Here is a 19,265-nt window from a genome sequence, read left to right as displayed (position 1 = left end):
ACGTAGTGTAGAACTCATGAGTCGTACGACGCTCGCCCTCCGACTGGTGCTCCCGGCCTTCCTCATCGGTGCGATCGTCGCGATCTCGTTCCTCGAGGCGCCGCTGAAGTTCCAGGCGCCGGGCATCACCATCCCGCTGGGGCTCGGCATCGGCCGGCTCGTGTTCACCGCGCTGAACGTCCTCGCCGGTGCGGTGCTCGTCTCGCTCACGCTCGTGAGCCTGCGACCCCGGCCGAGTCGTGCAGGCGTGTGGCTGCTGGCATCCGTCTGGGCCGTCTACCTCATCGAGGTCGCGCTCATCCGCCCGGTGCTGAACCGCCGCAGCGACCTCGTGATCGCGGGGCAGGAGGCTGCGGGCACCGGCTGGGCGCACTACGCCTACATCGCAGCGGATGTCACCCTGCTCGCGCTGCTCGTCACTCTGGTCGTCGTGAGCGTGCGGGCGCTGCTGCCGACGCGGGTCGTGCCGGCCGCGAGCTGAGCTCCGCGACACTCACTCGGAACCCGTTCCTGGCGTTCGAACCCCGCGATCGACGGGTTCGAACACCAGAACCGGATTCCGACGCGAGCGGGAGGGCGCAGGCGCACGCGCCGGGCGTCAGCCCGCAGGGGTGGGCGTGGATGCCACGGGCTCGGCGGGCCGGTGCTCGATGTCGTCGACGTGCGCGCGCGGCATCACGACCGCGCCGAGGATCGTCGCGACCGCGGCGATCGCGACGCCGATGAAGACCGCGGTCGAGGCGGCCTGGATCGCCGCGCCCGAGTGCGCTCCGAGCCCCGTCGCGCCGATGACCGAGTTCGCGACCGCTCCGAAGATCGCGACGCCCACGGCGCTGCCCATCGAACGCAGGAACAGGTTCGCCCCGGTCACGACACCGCGCTCCGACCACGGCACCGAGGACTGCGCTGCGATGAGCGTGGGCGATGCGACGAGACCCAACCCGAGGCCGACCACGAAGCACGCGATCGCGGCCGTCACCGGGTTCGGCGCGAACGATGCGGCGACGAGCCCCGCCGTGCCGAGAACGGTGATGCCCAGGCCGACGAACGCGGTGCTGCGGAAGCCGATGCGAAGGTACAGGCGCCCCGACTGCGACGCCGAGATCGGCCAGCCGAGCGTGAGCGCCGCGACCGCGAGCCCGGAGACCAGCGGCGACATGCCGGCCGACAGCTCGAGGAAGGTCGGCACGAACGAGGTCAGGCCGATGAGCACCGCGCCGACCCCGAACGAGACGAGCGAGGTCGTGACGATCAGCCGCCGCGAGAACACCCAGAGCGGCAGCACCGGTTCGGCCGCTCGCCGTTCGATGAGCACGAACACGACGAGCAGCACCGCCGCCAGCGCGAACGCGCCGATCGACTGCCACGAGTTCCACGCCCACGCCTGGCCGCCCTCGAGCACGGCGAGGATGAGCAGCGTGAGTCCGACCGTGAGCACCACCGCACCCGCGATGTCGAGGCGGTGCTTCTTGCGCTCCACGCGTTCGTGGTAGTTCCGGATCAGCATCCACGCCGCGATGATGCTCAACGGGATGTTGACGAAGAAGATCCAGCGCCACGAGAGGTACTCGGCGAACAACCCGCCCAGTGCGGGACCGATGACGGATGACGCGGCCCAGACACTCGCGATGTAGCCCTGCACCCGCGCGCGCTCGCGCACAGTGTAGATGTCGCCCGTGATGGTGATCGACACCGGGAGGACGGCTCCCGCGCCGATGCCCTGGACGGCACGGAACACGATGAGCGAGGTCATGTCCCACGCGAAGCCCGCGAGGATCGAGCCGACGAGGAACAGCCCGATGCCCACGAGCATGATCGGCTTGCGCCCCACGGTGTCGGCCAGCTTGGCGTACAGCGGAACCGAAACCGCCTGCGCGAGCAGGTAGATCGAGAACAGCCACGGGAACTGCGCGAACCCGCCGAGGTCGGCCACGATCGACGGCACCGCGGTCGCGAGGATCGTCGCCTCGATCGCGACGAGCCCGGTGCACAGCATGAGCGCGGCGAGCACCGGCCCGCGCTCGGATCGCAGGCCCACGGCGGTCTGCTCGGTCACACGGCCCTCCTCGTCGGACGCTCCTGAGCGGAACGGCCCCGACGAAGGTCAACGCGGTGGGGCGGGATCCATTCCCGTGGGCGGGTCGGTCGGCGGGCGCCCGCCTCACCCGACGGCGTCGCAGATGTCGCGGAAGAGCTCTGCGTGCAGCCGATTCCATCCCTCGGTCACCGGCTCGGGCCAGGAGGAGAACTTCACGACGACGCTTCTCGTCGCCGGATCCACCCAGATGAACTGACCATGGATCCCGACCGCGTAGAAGTCGCCGCGGTCGCTCCCGGTGATCCACCACTGGTTCGAGTACGCACCGCCTGGGTGCACCCGCTGGAATACGCTGCCCGCCGCGGCATCCGGGTCGCCGCCCTCGATCGTGCGTCGGACCCACTCGGCCGACACGACGCGGCGCCCGTCGATGACGCCGTCCCCGAGCATCAGCACCCCCACCCGGCTCAAGTCGCGCGCCGTGCACGAGATGCCGCCGTTCGCGAACCCGAAACCACCCGGGTCGATCGTGATCCGGGCGTCGTTCCGGCATCCGAGCCTCGACCACAGACGCTCCGAGACGGCATCGGCGTAGCGGGTTCCCGTCACGCTCTCGACGATCCAGGCGAGCACGTCGGTGCCCGCCGAGCAGTACCGGAACCGCACACCGTGCTCGCCTCCGCCGCGGAGAGCGGCGAGGAACGCGTACGTGTCGGCCGGATCCCCCGGCAGCCGTGTCCGCCAACCCGCGACCCGATCCTGCGCCTGGACCTCCGATGCGGGGTTGCGGTAGTCCTCGTCGTAGTCGACGTCGACCGTCATGTCCAGCACCTGCTGGACCTTCGCGTCGCCGTACGCGCTGCCGGCGAGTGCCGGCACGTAGTGGTCGACGCGGCGGTCCGGATCGATCACACCCTCATCGACGAGGGTGCCGATGGTCAGCCCGCAGAGGGACTTGGACACGCTCATCAGCAGGTGCAGCCCGTCCGGGCCGAACCCCTCGCGGTAGTGCTCGGCGACGAGCTCGCCGTCGCGGACGACCACCAGCGCGTCGGTGTAGCTCTCTTCCAGGCGAGTCGGCAGATCCGGCATCGATGAGCGCATCGCCTCCAAGCCGACGACCTCGCGAGCGGATTCCACGGCGGGGCGGTGTGCGATCGGCGCCGTCGGCACGAGCTCGGCGACGTGCGCGAACGCCCATCGGTTGTGCGGGGCGTCCTGCCAGTTGTCGAGCGTCAGGTCGCCTGCCCGGGAGCCGGCCTCCCGGTGGCGACCGTCGTCCCGGATGGGGGCCCGGGGCAGGAGTGAAGTCACGAGTGGATCCTGTTCTGGCTGGAATCGGGTTCGGTGCTGCGTGCGTCTGCGGCGGCATCCGCTCGCGACGACGGGGCGAGGCGCCCCGGCGCATCTCGCTCCGGCACCGGAAGCGGGACCGCCCCCGGCGTCTCGGGCATCGCGGCGAGCAGACGGCGGGTGTACTCGTGCTCCGGACGCACCAGGACGCGGGACGCCGGGCCGACCTCGACGAGGCGCCCGCTCCGCATGACGCCTGCGGTGTCGCTCATGTACCGCACGACGTCGAGGTCGTGCGAGATCAACAGGTACGTCAGGGCGTGCTCGCGCCGGAGCTCCTGCAGCAGGTTCAGGACCTGCGCCTGGACGGAGACGTCGAGCGCACTCGTCGGCTCATCGAGGATCAGGAGCTTGGGCCTGGTCGCGACCGCACGCGCGATGCCGACGCGCTGGCACTGCCCGCCCGAGAGCTGGTGCGGCAGCCGCTCGGCGTGGGCCGTCGCGAGTCCGACCTCGTCGAGCAGCTCGCGGACCCGCTGGGCGAGGGCACGCCCTCGCAGGTCCGAATGCGTGCGCAACGGCTCGGCGATCGACTGCTCGATGGTTAGCCGGGGGTTCAGCGCCGCCGCCGGGTTCTGGAACACCATGCCGGTCCGCGCTCGGAGGCGACGCATCGCCGTGCCGCGGAGGGCGCCGATCCGCTCGCCGTCGATCCGGGAATCACCGGAGGTCGGCTCGATGAGCCGCAACGCGCAGCGCGCGACCGTGCTCTTGCCCGAGCCCGACTCTCCAACGAGCCCGAACGTCGTCCCCGACTCGACCTCGAACGACACCCCGTCGACCGCGGTGACCTGGCTCCCGTGCGCGCGGAAGACCTTGACGACGTTCTCCACGGCCAGCATCACGCTCACGATCGTCCCCTCTCGATATCGGCGGCCCGGATGCACGCCGCTTCATGCAACGGCGCGACCGGGTCGAGGACCGGGTCGACCGAGGCGCACATCTCGACGGCCATCGGGCAGCGTTCGCGGAAGGAGCAGCCTTCGAGCCCGAGCAGGTTGCCCGGGACCGCTCCTCGGATCGCCTCGAGCGGGTCCCCCGGACGGTGGCGTGCCGGGAGCGCACCCAGCAGTCCGCGCGTGTACGGGTGGGCGGGTGCCTGCAGGACGGCATCTGTGGGTCCGGTCTCGACGACACGGCCCGCGTAGAGCACGGCGATGCGGTCGCAGACCTCGCGAACGACGCCCAGATTGTGCGTGATCAGCAGCACGCCGAACCCGAACCGGTCGCGGAGCGACAGGATGAGTTCGAGGATCTGCTTGGCGATCGTCACGTCGAGCGCCGTCGTCGGTTCGTCGAGGACGAGCAGTTCGGGCTCGCACACGAGCGCCATCGCGATCATGGCCCGCTGGAGCATGCCGCCCGAGAGCTCGTGCGGGTAGCTCCGGTAGGCGCGTTCGGGGTCGGGCAGCCCCACCTGTTCGAGGTAGTGCAGGATGTGCGCCTTCGAAGCCGCCCTGCCGAGCGGTCTGCCGTCGACCCTGCGATGCCGGTCGACGACGTCGCGCATCTGCCGACCGAGCGTGAACACCGGGTTGAAGGCGGTCCCGGGGTTCTGGAAGACGATCGACACCGCGTCGCCGCGCGCCGACCCGCTCCCGTCGAGCGGCTGCTCGACGCCCTTGAGGAGGACGCGCCCGCTCGGAACGGCGCCCTTCGGCAGCAGGCCCAGAACGGCGAGCCCGGTGAGGCTCTTGCCGCACCCGGTCTCGCCGACGACCCCGACGACTTCGCGTGCGGCGACGGTGAGGGTGATCCCCCGGACCGGACGATTCGTGGTGGAGCCGCGCTCCTCGAACGCGACCCCGAGGTCGTCGATGTGCAGGAGATCGGTCATCGCTTCACCTGTCTCGGGTCGAAGAAGTCACGCAGGGAGTCGCCGAGCAGGTTGAACCCGAGCACGGTCACGAAGATCGCCAGGCCGGGGAACGTCGAGATCCACCACGCCGTGAAGATCTGCCCGCGCCCCTCGGCGACCATGAGCCCCCAGTCGGGCGATGGCGGTTGGGCACCGAGACCGATGAACGCGAGCGAGCCGACGGCGAGGACGACGCTGCCGACGTCGACCGTGGCCTGCACGAGCACCGGTGTCATGCAGTTCCGGAGGATGTGGCGCGGCAGGATCCGCCATGCCGGCACGCCGATCGAACGCGCGGCTTCGACGAACGGGCGGTCCCTCAGCGATCGCGCCTCCGCCCGGACGAGTCGCGCGTACCAGGGCCACCAGCAGATCGCGAGGGCGAGGCCGGCGTTCGCGAGGCTCGGCCCGAGTATCGCGACGGTCACCATCGCGAGCAGCAGGGGCGGGAACGCCTGGAACACCTCGGTGACCCGCATGAGGACGTTGTCGACCCACCCGCCGCGGTACCCCGCGATGGCGCCGAGCGGGATGCCGACGAGCGCTGCGATCGCGACGACGGACAGGGAGACCGTGAGCGCCGGCCGAGCGCCGATGATGACTCGGCTCAGGATGTCGCGTCCGAGCTGATCGGTGCCGAACCAGTGGGCTGCGCTCGGCGCGAGCCCCCGCTGGGCGACGTTCGTCTCGCCGTACCCTTCGGCCGGGAACGGGGCGATCCACGGGCCGAACACGGCGAGCACGACGACGAGCGCGATGAGTGCGAGACCCAGTGCGGCGAGGCGGTCCGTGCGCAGGACCCGGCCGATCCGGCCGAGGGCGCTGCCGCCCATTGGCACGAACGCGGGCAGCGCGGTCGACGCGGTCATACGAGCCTCACCCTCGGGTCGAGCCGGGCCTGGATCAGGTCGACGATGAGGTTCGCGATGAGGTATCCGGCAGCCCCGAGCAGGGTGATCGCCATGATCGCCGGGTAGTCGACCGCGAGCATCGCTCCAGCGGCGAACTGTCCGATCCCCGGCCAGTTGAAGACCACCTCGACGAAGAACGTGCCGGTGAGGGTGTAGGCCGCTGCCAGACCGACGATGGTCATGGTCGGGGGCATCGCGTTCTTCAGCGCGAGCTTCCATCTGACGAGCCCGTCGCGCAGGCCGTAGGCGTTCGCGGTGAACACGTAGTCCTGCCCGAGGACCTCGAGCATCGAGGCTCGGGTCATCCGCGCGACCAGGCCGAGCGGGTAGGCCGCGAGCGTGATCGCCGGGAGCACGAGGTGGGCGATGCCGTCGATGTAGGCGACCTGGTTGCCGGTGATCAGGCTGTCGAACAGCGGGAACCCGGTGACCGGGGTGATCGGCGAGAGGTATTCGATCTGGGTGCTGAACTGCCCGGTCGCCGGGAGCACCTTGAGTTGTCCGACGAACAGCACCTGCAACAGGAGGCCGAGCCAGAACGCGGGCATCGAGACCCCGCCGATCGCGAGGAATCGGATGAGTCCGTCGAGCATGCGGCCGGGTCGCTTCGCGGCGACGACGCCGAGCACGACACCGACGACCACGGCGATGGCCATCGCAGCGAACAGCAGTTCGAGTGTCGCCGGCAACCGAGCGGCGAGTTCGTCGAGCACGGGACGCTTGGTGGCCAGCGAGTTGCCCCAATCGCCGGTGACGAGGCCGCCGAGGTAGTCGAGATACTGGACGATGAGCGGCTCGTCGAAGCCGAGTTTCTCGCGGATGCGTGCGAGCTCTTCCGGTGGCGCCTTGGGCCCGGCGTACACGACCGCCGGGTCGGCGGGGATCACGCGCGAGAGCACGAAGACCACCAGAGTCAGGACGAAGAGCACGAGCACCGCGGTTCCGAGCCGTCCGGCGAGGAAGCGCAACATGGGGACTCCTGGGTCGGGGAGATGGGGCCGGGTGGGTCCGCGCATTCGCGGACCCACCCGTGGGAACCGGGTCGAGCGTCAGCTCGCGGGCCGGATGGGGGCGAAGAAGGTCGTGAACGGGTAGTTCTCGTTGAAGTCCGCGATCTCGAGCGCCGTGGGCGCGACGCTGACCGCCTGGGCGTCGTAGAGGAAGATGCCGGGTGCCTGATCCACGAGCAGTCGCATCGCCTCCTCGTACTTCGCCTGTGCAGCCTCCCGGTCGCTGCCGGTGAGCGTTCCGGCCTCATCGACGAGCGCGTCGTACTCGGCGTTGTTCCAGTAGCTGAGGTTGAAGAAGGGCGCGTCGCTCGAGTGGAAGAGCGAGTAGAGGTTGTCCGCTCCGGCGTCGCTGTAGGTCGGCCAGTAGTAGACCACGAAGATGTCCTGGGCGGTCGCGGGGTCGGCCTTGGCGTTCTCCCACTGCTGGTTGAACAGCTCCGCTCGGACGTCGAGGGTGACACCGATCTTCGCGAAGGCGTCCTTGATGAGCGGCACGAATCGTGCCTCGGCCGAGTTCTCGGACGCATAGGTCAGCGTCAGGTCGAATCCGTCGGCGTGCCCGGCTTCGGCGAGCAACGCCTTGGCCTCGTCGAGGTCCTGGCTGTACTGGGGCACGTCCTCGGAGTACGGGAAGATCCCCTTCGGTACGGGACCGTGCGACTGGGTGCCGTAGCCGGCGCCGCCGACCTCGATGATGTCCTCGTAGGGCACGGCGTAGCTCAGCGCCTGCCGCACCTTCGGGTCGTCGAGCGGCGGGCGGGTCGTGTTGAAGTACGCGAGGAAATTGAACGGCGAGTTCGCGGTCCGCACCTCGGAACCGAGATCGGATGCCACGGTGTCGATGTTCTCGAGCGGGAGGTTCGTCGCGAGGTCGACCTCGCCGGAGGTGAGCATCTGCTGCGCGGTGACGGCGTCGGGGGTGATCGCGATATCGACGATGTCGTAGTGCGGAGCCGATTCCTCATTCCAGTAGTCGTCGTAGGCCTCGAGCACGACCTTCTCGCCGGGTGTGTAGGACTTCACGGTGAACGGTCCCGTGCCCGCGTCGATACCGGCTTCGAAATACTGGTCGTCGGATGCCGAAGCCGCGAGCGCCTTCGGCGAGACGATCCACGCCCCGTAGGTCGAGGCTGCGACGAGGTCCATCGGCGCGGAGTACGCCAGGTGCATCACGACTGTCGTGGCGTCCGGTGCTTCGATGGATTCGAGCGGCGCCCAGATGAACGACGCACCGGCGTGGTCCTTGGCGGCCTCGATGCTGGCCTTGACCGCTTCCGCGTCGACCGGCTCGCCGTCGTGGAAGGTGGCGCCCTCGCGGATCGTGAAGGTCCAGGTGAGCCCGTCTTCGCTCGTCTCCCATGCCTCGGCGATCCCCGGAGTGAAGGGCTCGTCGGCGCCCTCGGCGTTCTTCCAGAGCAACGGCTCGTAGACGTTGCCGAGGTAGAGCGCCTCGGTGGAGAACGATCGGACCGGGTCCCAGGTGGTCACGGCCGCCGAGGCTGCGACGGTGAGCACCGACGTGTCCTGGCCTTCGGCTCCGCCGCCGGCTGCGGTGCAGCCCGAGAGCACGAGGGTTCCGGCCGCGCCTGCGGCCAGGAGTGCGAGTGCGCGACGTGTTCGCGACGGGGGGACTGCCATGACTGCCTCCAGTGGTGGGATCGCCACCACTTGGGCTTCGGCGGCGAAGTTCGGCCAGTCTATGGACGCCGAGCGATAACACGCCAATACTTAGTAGCGGTCATAGCGATACCTTGGAGGCATCGATGGATCTTCGCCTGCTCCGCTATTTCCTCGCGGTCGTCGAGGCCGGAACCGTTCATGGCGCCTCTGCGACGGTGCATGTCGCGCAGCCCTCGCTCAGCCGCCAGATCCGTCGGCTCGAACACGATCTCGGGTTCGAGCTGTTCGAGCGTTCCGCGCGCGGTCTCAGCCTCACCGCCGCCGGCCGCGCGTTCCTGCCTGTCGCAGAGGATCTGCTCACCCGGGCCACTCAGGCGAGAGCGACCGCCCGTGCGATCTCCCGCGGGACCGTTTCCGACCTCACGGTCGTCGCCGCGCCGACGACCGTGAAGGACGTCATCTCGCCGTTCATCGTGCGCGCCGGCGCATCCGGCATCATCGGCAACGCGATCGAAGCCCTGCCCGAGCACGTCTACGCCGCCGTCGAACGGGGCGACGCAGACTTCGCCGTCGGCACACGGATCCCACCCGCCGAGCTGCGATCGATGGTGCTCGGACACGCGTTCCTGTGGGCACAGATGCCCGCGGAGCATCCGCTCGCCTCACGGACCGGCGTTCCGATCTCCGAACTCGTCCAGGAACCGCTCATCCTCATGAGCCGGGCGCACGGAGTCCGGCAGATGCTCGACTCCGCCGCCGCGAGAGCCGGCCTCGCCTTCACCGCTTCCGTCGAGACGACGTCGCCGGTGCTCGCACAGGCGCTCGCGGCCGCCGGCCGCGGCGTCTGCGTCCTGTCCGACGACCCGCAGTTCGGCCTCGACGCCGTGCCGATCTCTACCTCCGCAGGCGACCTCATCATCACGCTCTTCGGCGTCTGGGATGAGATGCACTACGCCGGCGCACGCATCGTCGAATGCCTGAGGGAACTGAGCACGTTCAACGCGGAGCTCTACCCGCAGACGGTGGGCATCGGGGCAGGGGCCACGGCGCCCTGACCCCACGGAGCCGCGGCGAGCGCACGCCGGCGGAAACACGAAAACCCCCGGCGAACCGAGGGTTTCAGTAGCGAGGGCGGGACTCGAACCCGCGACACCACGATTATGAGCCGTGTGCTCTAACCACCTGAGCTACCCCGCCGCGCGGCTTCCCCGGCGATGCCGGGAGAACCAGAGCCCCGAGTCAGGATTGAACTGACGACCCCTTCCTTACCATGGAAGTGCTCTACCACTGAGCTATCGGGGCGTGTGCCACTGTCGCGGCAACCACACGAGAATATCACCTCGCGCGGCATGCGTTAAATCGAGCGCGGCGGTGTCGGCCGACCCCCGACCGGGGCCCGCGTGCGGGCCTGAGCAGAGCTGCCTCAGACGCTCGCCGGCACCCCGTCGACGATCACGGGCACCGAGAACACCGCGACCAGGATCAGCACATAGAGCCCGATGCCGACGAACATGAGGGCCGCCAGCGAGTAGCCGAGGATGAGCCCGGTCAGCGCGGCACCGGCTCCCTGCTCGCCCCGCTCGCGGATCTGCCGGCGCGCGATATGGCCGCACACGATCGCGGCGATCGAGGCGAGGGGTCCGAACAGGAACGCGCCGAGGCCGACGCTGAGCGAGACCCAGGCGAGCACGTTCTGCGGGGGCGCGACGGTCGGAACCCACCCGGGTGCGCCCTGGTACCCGACGGGGGCGACCCCGGGCTGCTGCGCGGGCGCGTAGGGCTGGGCGGGCTGGGCCTGCATGGCAGGCTGGGCGTGGGCCTGAGTGGCGGGCTGGGCGGGCGTGTCCATCGGGTCTCCTGGGCGAGCGGATGTCGCGGGTTCGGGTCGCGCGCCCGGCTCCGGGGCGGCATCCGCGCCATGCTATCGGCCCTTGGCCACGCGCGGGCTCGCCGTCCCCAGCTCGGCCGCGCTGCGCTCGCCCGGCTGGGGCTCGATCGCGCGGCACCCGCCGACTACTTCACCGACCCCGCAGACAGCCCGCCGACGATGTACTTCTGCAGGTACAGGAAGAGCACGACGACCGGCAACGCAGCGATCACGGCCCCGGCCGAGAACGCAGCCCAGTCCGCGTAGCGCGGGTTCGAGACGAGCTTGGTCAGCCCGACGGCGAGGGTCTGGTTCTCGGTGTCGATGAGCAGGGCGGATGCGATGACGTACTCGTTGACCGAGAAGATGAACGACAGCAGCGCGACGACGGCGAGGATCGGGGCGACAAGTCGCAGGATGATCGTGAAGAAGATGCGCGCATGGCTTGCGCCGTCGATCTTCGCTGCCTCGTCGATGGATGCCGGGACCGTGTTGAAGTACCCGTACATGAGGTAGGTGTTCACGCCGAGCGCGCCGCCGAGGTAGACCATGATCAGGCCGATGTGCGTGTTCAGGCCGATCGCCGGGAACCAGTCGCTGATCGCGCTCATGACGAGGAAGATCGCGACGACCGCGAGCATCTGCGGGAACATCTGCACGACGACGATCGTGATGAGGCCGAAGCGGCGGCCGGTGAAGCGCATGCGCGAGAACGCGTAGGCGGCAAGGGCACCGAGGAACACCGTGAGCAGCGCGGTGACCCCGGCGATGATGAGCGTATTGCCGAACCAGGTCGTGAACGGAACCTGCGGGTTCGTGAGGATCCGCGCGTACGCGTCGAGCCCGATCTTCGAGAACAGGGCGTTCGACCCGGTGAGGGTGCCGTTCGGGTTGAGCGACGACGAGATCACGAACACGACCGGGAACAGGGCGAACGCGACCGTGACGATGCCGACGACGTGGCGCCATCCGGTCGCCCTGAACCAGCGGCCGAACCGGAAGGGGCGCTTGCCCGAGGTCGTCGTGCGCGCGAGTTCCGGATCGCCACCGCCGCGCGCCGCGGCATGCTCCTCGCGGAGTCCGCCGATGAGCAGGCCCCGCTGGCTGCCGGGGACCGGGGTCTGGTCGGCCATCAGTTGATCTCCTCGAGCGACTTGGTCCGCCGGAACGCGATGATCGAGATGACCGCGACGACGATGAAGATGATGATCGAGTACGCCGCCGCGAGGCCGTAGTCACGTGTCTGCCCCGTGAAGGCGACCTTGTAGACCATCGAGATGAGGATGTCGGTGAACCCGACCGGGATCGGCGCCCCGGTGTCGCGCGGCCCGCCGTTGGTCAGCATGTAGATGACGTTGAAGTTGTTGAAGTTGAACGCGAACGACGCGATGAGCAGCGGTGCCACGCTCACGAGCAGCAGCGGCAGCTTGATGTGCCGGAAGGTCTGCCAGGCCGAGGCGCCGTCGACGGTGGATGCCTCGTTGACGTCCTCCGGGATCGACTGCAGCGCACCCGTGCAGATGAGGAACATGTAGGGGAATCCGAGCCACAGGTTGACGATGAGCACCGAGAGCTTCGCCATCCACGGATCGGTGAGCCAGGGTATCGACGCCCCGCCGAAGATGACCTGGTTGATGAAGCCGAAGCTCTCGTTCATCATGCCCGCCCACACGAGCGCCGACAGGAACGACGGGATCGCGTAGGGGATGATCATCGCCACCCGGTAGTAGCGGCGGCCCTTCATGCGCATGTCGTTGAAGACGATCGCGAGGAACAGGCCGAGGAAGAAGGTGGTCGCGACGGAGATGAGCGCGAACGCGAAGGTCCAGAGCGTGACGTAGACGAGTGGGCCCGCGAGGCGGGAATCGGTGACGGCGCGGACGAAGTTGTCGAACCCGACGGTGATCTGCCAGCCGGGCAGGATCTCGGTGCCGTCCTCCGCGGTGAAGGCTCCCGTGCCGGTGTCGGAGTAGACCGTGCCGGTCGACAGGTCGGTCATCGTCCCTGCAGCCTCGTCGTACTCGAGGTTCGAGGTGTACAGGTAGCCGCTCGAGCCGTCGGGCGTGCGGATGGCACCGTCGTTCGGGTCGTCCGAGAAGGGCACTGCGAGCTCGGTGATCTCGCTCGTTCGGGCGATGACATCGCTGAACTGGAGGGTCGTCCAGCCGTCGACGGCGACGGCCTTGCCGTTCTCGACATCGCTCGGGTCGACCTGCTGCAGCGGCTGATCGTTCGTGCCGAGGCTCGCCTCGCCGTCGGGGGCGGTCACGAGCAGACCGAGGGTGCCGAGTTGATCGACGACCGTGACCTGGTAGGTCGGCGAGTCGGGCACCCGCTCGAGGGAGGCGGCCATGAGCGAACTCACGGCCTGCTCCTTCGTACCGTTGTGCCCCGTTCCGTAGTTGGTGAACGCGACGTAGCCCGTGTAGACGAGCACGAACACCTGGAACAGCACGAGGAAGATGACGCCCGGCGTGAGGTACTTCGCCGGGAGGGTCCTGCGTGAGAAGTAGATCCAGTTGACGAGCGCGGTCACGCCGACGACGACCGCGAGCACGAGCCACTCCTGCGAGAGCGCGAGGACGAGGATCGCGTAGACCGCGATGGCGTCGACGATGCCGAGCAGCAGCAGCTTGACCAGAATGGAGCGGATGCCGCCCGACGCGGCGTCCGCGATGCGTGCGGCGCGCTTCTGCCGCTTCGTCGGCGGCGAAGCCTTCTCGGCCTCGACGTCCTCGTCGAACGTGGTGCTCATCTGCTGCTCTCTTGCTCTTCGGTCGCGCTCGCCGATCGGCGTTCCGCGATACGAGTGACTCCGGACCGGATGCCGCGCGGCATCCGGTCCGGAGTCTCGGCTCTACCTGGCGTCGATCGCAGCCTGGACGTCGGCGGTGAGCTTCTCCCAGGTCGCCGTCGGGTCCTCGCCGTTGATGATCGAGGCTTCGGCGATGCCCCAGTACTGCCACACCGAACCCATGGCGGGGATGGCGGGCATCGGGACGGCCTCGGCACCGACGGCCGCGAAGCCCTCGATGATCGGGTCGCTCGAGGCGGTCTCGGCCGCGGCGCTCAGCGCGGGGAGGATGTTGCCGGCCTCGAAGAGGTCGAGCTGCACGTCCTCCGTGCCGATGTAGTTGACCAGGAAGTCGTTCGCGGCGACCTTGTTCTCCGACTCCGAGGAGACGAAGAAGCCCTTGACGCCGGCGAACGGCGAAGCGGCCTCACCGGTCGGGCTGGGAACGGTGTCGATCGCGACGTTGAGGCCCGCGTCGAGTGCCGAGCCGACGTTCCACGGTCCGGTGAGCCAGAAGGCGGCGGTGCCGTCGAGGAAGGCCTGCTTCGCGATGTTCCCGTCGATGTCGGTGTTGAAGACGCCGGTGCCGGTCTTGCCCTGGCCGCCGAGCCAGGTCGCGAACTCGATGCCGCCCTCGCTGCCGAGCTGGAGGTCGGTGGGGTCGTAGCCCTCGTCGTTCGTGCCGAACACCGGGGCGCCGAACGCCGTCTGGAACGGGTAGAGGTGGTACGGGTTGCCCTCGGCGCCCTGCTCGACGACGAACGGCTGGTCGAGGCCGGCGGCCTTGCCCTTGGCGATCATGTCGTCGAAGCTCGTGGCGGCCTCGGCGACGAGGTCGGCGTTGCGCAGCACGGCGATGTTCTCGACGGCGTACGGAAGCATGTAGACGGTGCCCTCGTAGGTCGCCGCGTCGATCGCGACGGGGAGGTAGTCGGCGGCCGAGTCGCCGAGCTCGAGCGGCGCGACGACGCCGTTGGTCGAGAGCTCGCCCAGCCAGTCGTGGGCACCCATCGTGATGTCGGGGCCCTCGCCCGTCGGCACCTGCTGGATGAAGTCGTCCTTGATGGTGGCGTTGTCCTTGCCGACGATCTCGACCTCGACGCCGGTCTCCTCCGTGTAGGCGTCGGCCGCGCCCTTGAGCGCGTCGACGCGCTCCGCGTCGACCCAGACGGTCAGCGTTCCGCCTTCGGCGCTCGCGCCGTTGTCGCCGCTGCCCGAGTCGCCGCCGGCGCAGCTCGCGAGTCCCAGCGTCGCAACGACGGCGACGGCTCCGGCCGCGAGGAGGCTCTTCCTGTTCACCCGCATCGGTGTGCCCTTCTCAAGTGTGCGTGAATCCGGCGCCTTCGCCGTGGTGGGGTGCTCATGCACCTCGCTCGAAAGGCCGTTCTTCCGTGTGTGGAGTTCGCCCGCATGGATTGCAAGCGATTACAGGTATACCTGCTCAACGCCCTGCTGGCAACTCAGCGTTACACGATCGAGACGAGGCTGCTAAGGTCCATTCTGACGTTTCCGACTGCAAACGCTTCCACGAAGCTGAGATTGGCTTAGGGTTTCCGCATGGCATCCGAATGGTGGCGCACCGCCGCGATCTACCAGATCTACCCCCGCTCGTTCGCCGACGCGAACGGCGACGGCATGGGCGATCTCGCCGGCATCCGCTCGCGCCTGCCCGAGCTCGCCGATCTCGGCATCGACGCGATCTGGCTCTCGCCGTTCTACACCTCGCCCCAGAAGGACGCCGGCTACGACGTCGCCGACTACTGCGACGTCGACCCCGCCTTCGGCACACTCGCCGACTTCGACGACATGCTCGCCGAAGCGCACCGGCTCGCGCTGCGGGTCATCGTCGACCTCGTCCCCAACCACTCCAGTGACCGGCATCCGTGGTTCCAGCAGGCCCTGGCCGCCGCCCCCGGAAGCCCCGAACGCGCGCGCTACGTCTTCCGCGACGGCGCCGGCCCGAACGGCGACATCCCGCCCAACAACTGGGAATCGGTCTTCGGCGGATCGATGTGGACTCGGGTGACCGAGCCCGACGGCACCCCCGGCCAGTGGTACCTGCACATCTTCGACAGCTCGCAGCCCGATTTCGACTGGACGAACGAGGAAGTCCGCGAGGAGTTCCGCCGCATCCTCCGATTCTGGCTCGACCGCGGCGTCGACGGATTCCGCGTCGACGTCGCCCACGGCCTCATCAAGGCCGACGGCCTGCCCGACTACACCCCGCCCGCCGAGGCCGGCTCCATGGGCGGGGGCGCGCAGCACGCCGAGGCCGTCTCGGCGATCGGCGCGAGCGGGGGAGCGAGCGCGACGGCCGCCGGCGCGGTCGCGGTCGCGGTCGCGGAAGCCGAGGACGAGCATGGCCTTCCCGAGACCGCACCGTACTGGGGCCAGGACGGCGTCCACGAGATCTACCGCGACTGGCGGCGACTCCTCGACGAGTACGACGGCGAGCGCATCCTCGCCGCGGAGGCCTGGGTCGACCCGCTCCCCCGCGTCGCACAGTGGGTCCGCCCCGACGAGATGCACCAGGCGTTCAACTTCGCCTACCTCGGAACCGAGTGGGATGCCGCGGCACTGCGCTCGGTCATCGACGACTCGCTCGCCGCGTTCGGCGCGGTCGGCGCCCCGTCGACCTGGGTGCTCTCCAACCACGACGTCATCCGGCACGCCTCGCGCCTCGCGCTCGGCGCCGACAGCCTCCAGGGCCACGGAATCGGGCCGAAGAGTCCCGGGCTGCCCGACCCCGTGCTCGGGCTGCGGCGCGCCCGCGCGGCATCCGCTCTCATGCTCGCCCTGCCCGGGTCGGCCTACCTCTATCAGGGCGAGGAGCTCGGCCTGCCCGAGGCCATCCACCTGCCCGACGAGGCCCGCCAGGATCCGACCTGGTTCCGCACCGAAGGCGAACGGTACGGCCGCGACGGATGCCGCGTGCCGCTGCCCTGGGAGGCCGACGCGCCGTCGTACGGCTTCGGCCCGACGGATGCCTCGTGGTTGCCGCAACCCGCGGGGTGGTCCGAACTCGCGCGCGACCGTCAGCGCGGGGTCGCCGGTTCGACGCTCGAGCTGTACCGGCGGGTGCTCGCCGAGCGGCGCTCGCGCTCGCTCGCGAGCGGGTCGGTCGAGTGGCTCGACGGGGTCGGGGGTGACGGCGGCGGCGGCGGCGACGGCGTGCTCGCGTTGCGCAACGGAACCGTCGTGGTCGTCGCGAACACGGGCTCGGAGGCCGTGCCCCTGCCCGCCGGACGCGTCATCCTCGCGAGCGACGAGCTCGACGGCGCGCAGCTCCCGGCCGACACCACGGTCTGGCTCGAGGCGTAGCGCGCGCCTGCGCGGCATCCGCTCCCCCGTCGCGCGGCGTCTGCCCCCGGCATCCGCTCCCGCACTGCGCTCGTGCATGAGAATCCGCACGATGCGGCCCGTACGGGACCCATCGGGCGGAATCTCATGCGTTCTGCAGAAGCAGGGTCGGTTCGTGCGGACCCCGTCCAGACCAGCGGTGCTCGCCCCGCGCGACGAGCTCGAGGATTCCGGCCTTCGTCCGATGCCACTCGTCGATCACCTGCCGGTAGCTCAGGCGCAGCACCAGGTATCCGCGCATGACGAGTTCGAAGTCGCGGCGCCGGTCGTTCTCGAACGCAGCGCCCGTGTGGAAGGACCGACCGTCGACCTCGATCACGAGGCGATCGCCGACGAGGAGGTCCACGTTGCCGGCGCCCGCGATCCGGGCCTGCGATCGATGCGGAATCCGTCTGGCCCGAAGGAGCAGGCGGACCCGGGTCTCCAGCCCCGACTGGGCATCCGGATCGACACGGTCGAGGAGGGTTCGGCGCGACCTCGGCAGGTGCTCCCGGATCAGCCCGATGTGCCCCATCTGCAGTTCGCCGCACTCCAACGCGGAATCGACCGTCGCCAGCACGTCGTCGGCCGGCGCGCAGGAGAACATCTCCGCGATCGCCGTCGTGAGCGGGTCGCGCGCACGATCCAGTCCGCCGCGCCGGCTGTAGTGCACGCACACTCGGTGCGACTCCCGATCGAGCGTCGTCCGCCGATCGGCCGGCGATGCGAGCCGCCCGGTCGAGTAGCGCACCCGCACGTGCAGTCGGTCGTCGTCGTGCATCCAGAGCCGGTGCATCCGGGCCACCGTGGCCGCCGTCGCGGTGCCGCCCACGCGGACCGCCCGGACCGAGTCGGGCTCGGCGCCCGGGAGCGCGAACCATCCGTTGCGGATCCGCATGACGGCGCCCGCGCGCACCGCCTCCCGGATGTCACTGACCGAGCAGCCGAGTTCGCTCAGCCGTGCGGCGGAGAGGATGCCGCCGTGGGACCGGAGTCGCTGCAGAACGGGTGACATCCGTCGAGTGTGGCGCGCGCCGGGCCCGCTCGGGCGACCCGGGCCCGAGTTGTGGACAACCTCGCGAGTCGGAATGCATGAGATTCTGCGCGATGCCCCCGCTCAGGCGGGCATCTGCCGGAATCTCATGCGTTTCTGGCGGCGCCCGAGCGGGCGCAGGCAGCAGGGAGGGCGGGCAGGGCGAGCGCAGCGGCGCCCGGGCTTCAGTTCGTGTTCGCCCAGAGCCACTCGAGCGGGTCGACCCACTCGCCGTCGACCCCGCCGATGCGGATCTCGAAGTGGAGGTGCGGCCCGGTCGACATGCCCGTGTTGCCCGTCGTGCCGACGACATCGCCGACCTCGACGACCTCGCCGACGCCGAACCGGCGCGAGTCGTACTCCATGTGCGCGTACACGCTCGTGACGGTCTGCCCGTCGATCACGTGGTCGATCATCGTGACGACGCCGAGCGACCCGCCGGCATCCGTCGACTCGACCACGACGCCGTCGGCGATCGCCTGGATCTGCGCGCCGAGCCCCGGGTTGAAGTCCTGCCCGCGGTGGTTCGACGAGCACCCCGCGCAATCGCGGTAGCCGAATCGGTCGCCGATGTGGACGCCGACCGCGAACGGCCACTGGATCGTGCCGAGGGGGTTGTTCGTGAACGTCGCCTCGGCGCGGATGCCCGCAGCCTGCGCGTACTCCTCGATGGTCTGCGCCTGGTAGTCCTCGCGACCGACGCCGGCCGCGAGCGCGTTGCCGGAGATGTCGACGCGCTGGCCGTCCTTGAGCGTGCTCGTCGCCGCCTGCGCGAGCGCCATCGCCTGCACCTCCTCCGGCGTCAGCAACGACAGCGAGGGGACCGACGTGGCGAGCGCGAGCATCGCGACGAACGCCATCGAGACCACACCGGCGAGCCGCCGTGCGCCTTGGCTGCGGGCGGTCCGACGCGGCGGGCGCTGGGCGAACGGGCCGTCCGGCCCGGACGGCTGCGGGGCGGGCCGGGCGACGGTCGTGCGGCGCCCGACCGGAAGGGTTCGAAGAGCGGATGCCGCGGCTCCGGCCTCGACCTCGGGCGCGGGTTCTGCTGAGTGGCCGCCAGGCATGCCCGCGGGCGGAACCGCGGCGCCGAGGTCGCGCATCGCACGGGGTGCGGCGTCGCCGCCGAATCCGAGCAGGCGGTCGAGGTCGTGGTCGTGCGTCGGACGGCCCGATGCCGTCTCCGCGGGGTGAGCACCCGCAGGACGGGCGCCGACGGCCGAGGCGTCCGCTGCTCGAGCATTCGCGGGCCGGGCCTCCCCGGGGCGCGCGGCTGACGACCGGGCCTCCGCCGGCCGGGTCTCCGCCGACCGGGTCTCCGCCGACCGGGTCTCCGCGAGCCGAGGCTCGACAGGACGGGCACCCGCGGCCTCCGGCCGGAGCGCACGCGCCGGAGGTACCGCCGGTGCGCCCGGCGCGGCGTGGTTGCGGGCGCGGGACGC

16 protein-coding genes and 2 tRNA genes are annotated in these 19,265 nt (G+C 69.9%); 3 read left to right on the top strand and 15 right to left on the bottom strand.

The genetic code is table 11. The features are described from left to right. The first annotated feature begins 16 nt into the window (after nucleotides 1-16). Entirely contained in the window at nucleotides 17-481 is a 465-nt protein-coding gene (locus DSM26151_RS02010) for a hypothetical protein (protein ID WP_234660756.1), read from the top strand. Between the two features lie 117 nt (nucleotides 482-598). Here the strand turns inward: DSM26151_RS02010 and DSM26151_RS02005 are convergent, their stop codons facing one another. From DSM26151_RS02005 to DSM26151_RS01975, 7 genes are all read right to left on the bottom strand, one after another. Then, nucleotides 599-1,996 carry an MFS transporter gene (locus tag DSM26151_RS02005; RefSeq protein ID WP_234661774.1) on the bottom strand — a complete coding sequence of 466 codons (1,398 nt, stop codon included), beginning with the start codon at nucleotides 1,994-1,996 and terminating at the stop codon, nucleotides 599-601. Nucleotides 1,997-2,161: 165 nt separating this feature from the next. Continuing rightward, nucleotides 2,162-3,352, bottom strand: a complete 1,191-nt coding sequence (locus DSM26151_RS02000; protein WP_234660755.1) for a serine hydrolase domain-containing protein — start codon at nucleotides 3,350-3,352, stop codon at nucleotides 2,162-2,164. Beyond that, on the bottom strand, nucleotides 3,349-4,233 hold the full coding sequence (locus tag DSM26151_RS01995) for an ATP-binding cassette domain-containing protein (protein ID WP_234661773.1): 885 nt from the start codon (nucleotides 4,231-4,233) through the stop codon (nucleotides 3,349-3,351). Before DSM26151_RS01995 ends, DSM26151_RS02000 begins: the two co-directional genes overlap by 4 nt. A gap of 5 nt (nucleotides 4,234-4,238) precedes the next feature. Then, nucleotides 4,239-5,228 (bottom strand): ABC transporter ATP-binding protein, encoded by a 990-nt coding sequence (locus tag DSM26151_RS01990; RefSeq protein ID WP_234660754.1) that lies wholly within the window; start codon nucleotides 5,226-5,228, stop codon nucleotides 4,239-4,241. After that, nucleotides 5,225-6,118, bottom strand: a complete 894-nt coding sequence (locus tag DSM26151_RS01985) for an ABC transporter permease (protein WP_234660753.1) — start codon at nucleotides 6,116-6,118, stop codon at nucleotides 5,225-5,227. The genes DSM26151_RS01990 and DSM26151_RS01985 overlap by 4 nt, the downstream gene beginning before the upstream one ends. Next, complete coding sequence (locus DSM26151_RS01980) at nucleotides 6,115-7,131, bottom strand: ABC transporter permease (protein ID WP_234660752.1); 1,017 nt, start codon at nucleotides 7,129-7,131, stop codon at nucleotides 6,115-6,117. Before DSM26151_RS01980 ends, DSM26151_RS01985 begins: the two co-directional genes overlap by 4 nt. Nucleotides 7,132-7,209: 78 nt before the next feature. Then, nucleotides 7,210-8,808, bottom strand: coding sequence for an ABC transporter substrate-binding protein (locus DSM26151_RS01975; RefSeq protein WP_234660751.1), 1,599 nt, complete (start codon nucleotides 8,806-8,808; stop codon nucleotides 7,210-7,212). A 125-nt stretch (nucleotides 8,809-8,933) separates the two neighbouring features. Here DSM26151_RS01975 and DSM26151_RS01970 point away from each other — a divergent pair, with 125 nt between their 5' ends. Then, nucleotides 8,934-9,845: a LysR family transcriptional regulator gene (locus DSM26151_RS01970; RefSeq protein WP_234660750.1), complete on the top strand. Its 912-nt coding sequence runs from the start codon at nucleotides 8,934-8,936 to the stop codon at nucleotides 9,843-9,845. 68 nt (nucleotides 9,846-9,913) lie between these two features. Here the strand turns inward: DSM26151_RS01970 and DSM26151_RS01965 are convergent. The 6 genes from DSM26151_RS01965 to DSM26151_RS01940 form a co-directional block, all read right to left on the bottom strand. Then, nucleotides 9,914-9,987: transfer RNA gene (locus DSM26151_RS01965), tRNA-Met, on the bottom strand. A gap of 33 nt (nucleotides 9,988-10,020) precedes the next feature. Further along, nucleotides 10,021-10,092: transfer RNA gene (locus DSM26151_RS01960), tRNA-Thr, on the bottom strand. Nucleotides 10,093-10,213: 121 nt separating this feature from the next. Beyond that, nucleotides 10,214-10,639, bottom strand: a complete 426-nt coding sequence (locus DSM26151_RS01955) for a DUF4190 domain-containing protein (RefSeq protein WP_234660749.1) — start codon at nucleotides 10,637-10,639, stop codon at nucleotides 10,214-10,216. Nucleotides 10,640-10,803: 164 nt separating this feature from the next. After that, nucleotides 10,804-11,790 carry a sugar ABC transporter permease gene (locus DSM26151_RS01950; RefSeq protein ID WP_407651004.1) on the bottom strand — a complete coding sequence of 329 codons (987 nt, stop codon included), beginning with the start codon at nucleotides 11,788-11,790 and terminating at the stop codon, nucleotides 10,804-10,806. Continuing rightward, a complete protein-coding gene (locus DSM26151_RS01945) occupies nucleotides 11,790-13,412 on the bottom strand; it encodes an ABC transporter permease subunit (protein WP_234660748.1) in 1,623 nt (540 codons plus the stop codon). Before DSM26151_RS01945 ends, DSM26151_RS01950 begins: the two co-directional genes overlap by 1 nt. Before the next feature lie 102 nt (nucleotides 13,413-13,514). Beyond that, nucleotides 13,515-14,756 (bottom strand): sugar ABC transporter substrate-binding protein, encoded by a 1,242-nt coding sequence (locus tag DSM26151_RS01940; protein ID WP_234660747.1) that lies wholly within the window; start codon nucleotides 14,754-14,756, stop codon nucleotides 13,515-13,517. A gap of 252 nt (nucleotides 14,757-15,008) precedes the next feature. Between DSM26151_RS01940 and DSM26151_RS01935 the strand changes: the two genes are divergently transcribed. After that, on the top strand, nucleotides 15,009-16,772 hold the full coding sequence (locus DSM26151_RS01935; RefSeq protein ID WP_234660746.1) for a glycoside hydrolase family 13 protein: 1,764 nt from the start codon (nucleotides 15,009-15,011) through the stop codon (nucleotides 16,770-16,772). A gap of 124 nt (nucleotides 16,773-16,896) precedes the next feature. Here the strand turns inward: DSM26151_RS01935 and DSM26151_RS01930 are convergent, their stop codons facing one another. Together DSM26151_RS01930 and DSM26151_RS01925 are read right to left on the bottom strand one after the other, a co-directional pair. Then, entirely contained in the window at nucleotides 16,897-17,805 is a 909-nt protein-coding gene (locus DSM26151_RS01930) for a DUF559 domain-containing protein (RefSeq protein ID WP_234660745.1), read from the bottom strand. Between the two features lie 203 nt (nucleotides 17,806-18,008). Beyond that, nucleotides 18,009-18,890, bottom strand: a complete 882-nt coding sequence (locus DSM26151_RS01925) for a M23 family metallopeptidase (protein ID WP_234660744.1) — start codon at nucleotides 18,888-18,890, stop codon at nucleotides 18,009-18,011. Between the last annotated feature and the right edge of the window lie 375 nt (nucleotides 18,891-19,265).

Origin of the sequence: Agromyces marinus (assembly GCF_021442325.1) — a bacterium.
GTDB classification, from domain to species: Bacteria; Actinomycetota; Actinomycetes; order Actinomycetales; family Microbacteriaceae; genus Agromyces; species Agromyces marinus.
Note: the sequence above shows the minus strand (reverse complement) of the source record. Positions and strands in the feature narration are given on the sequence as shown.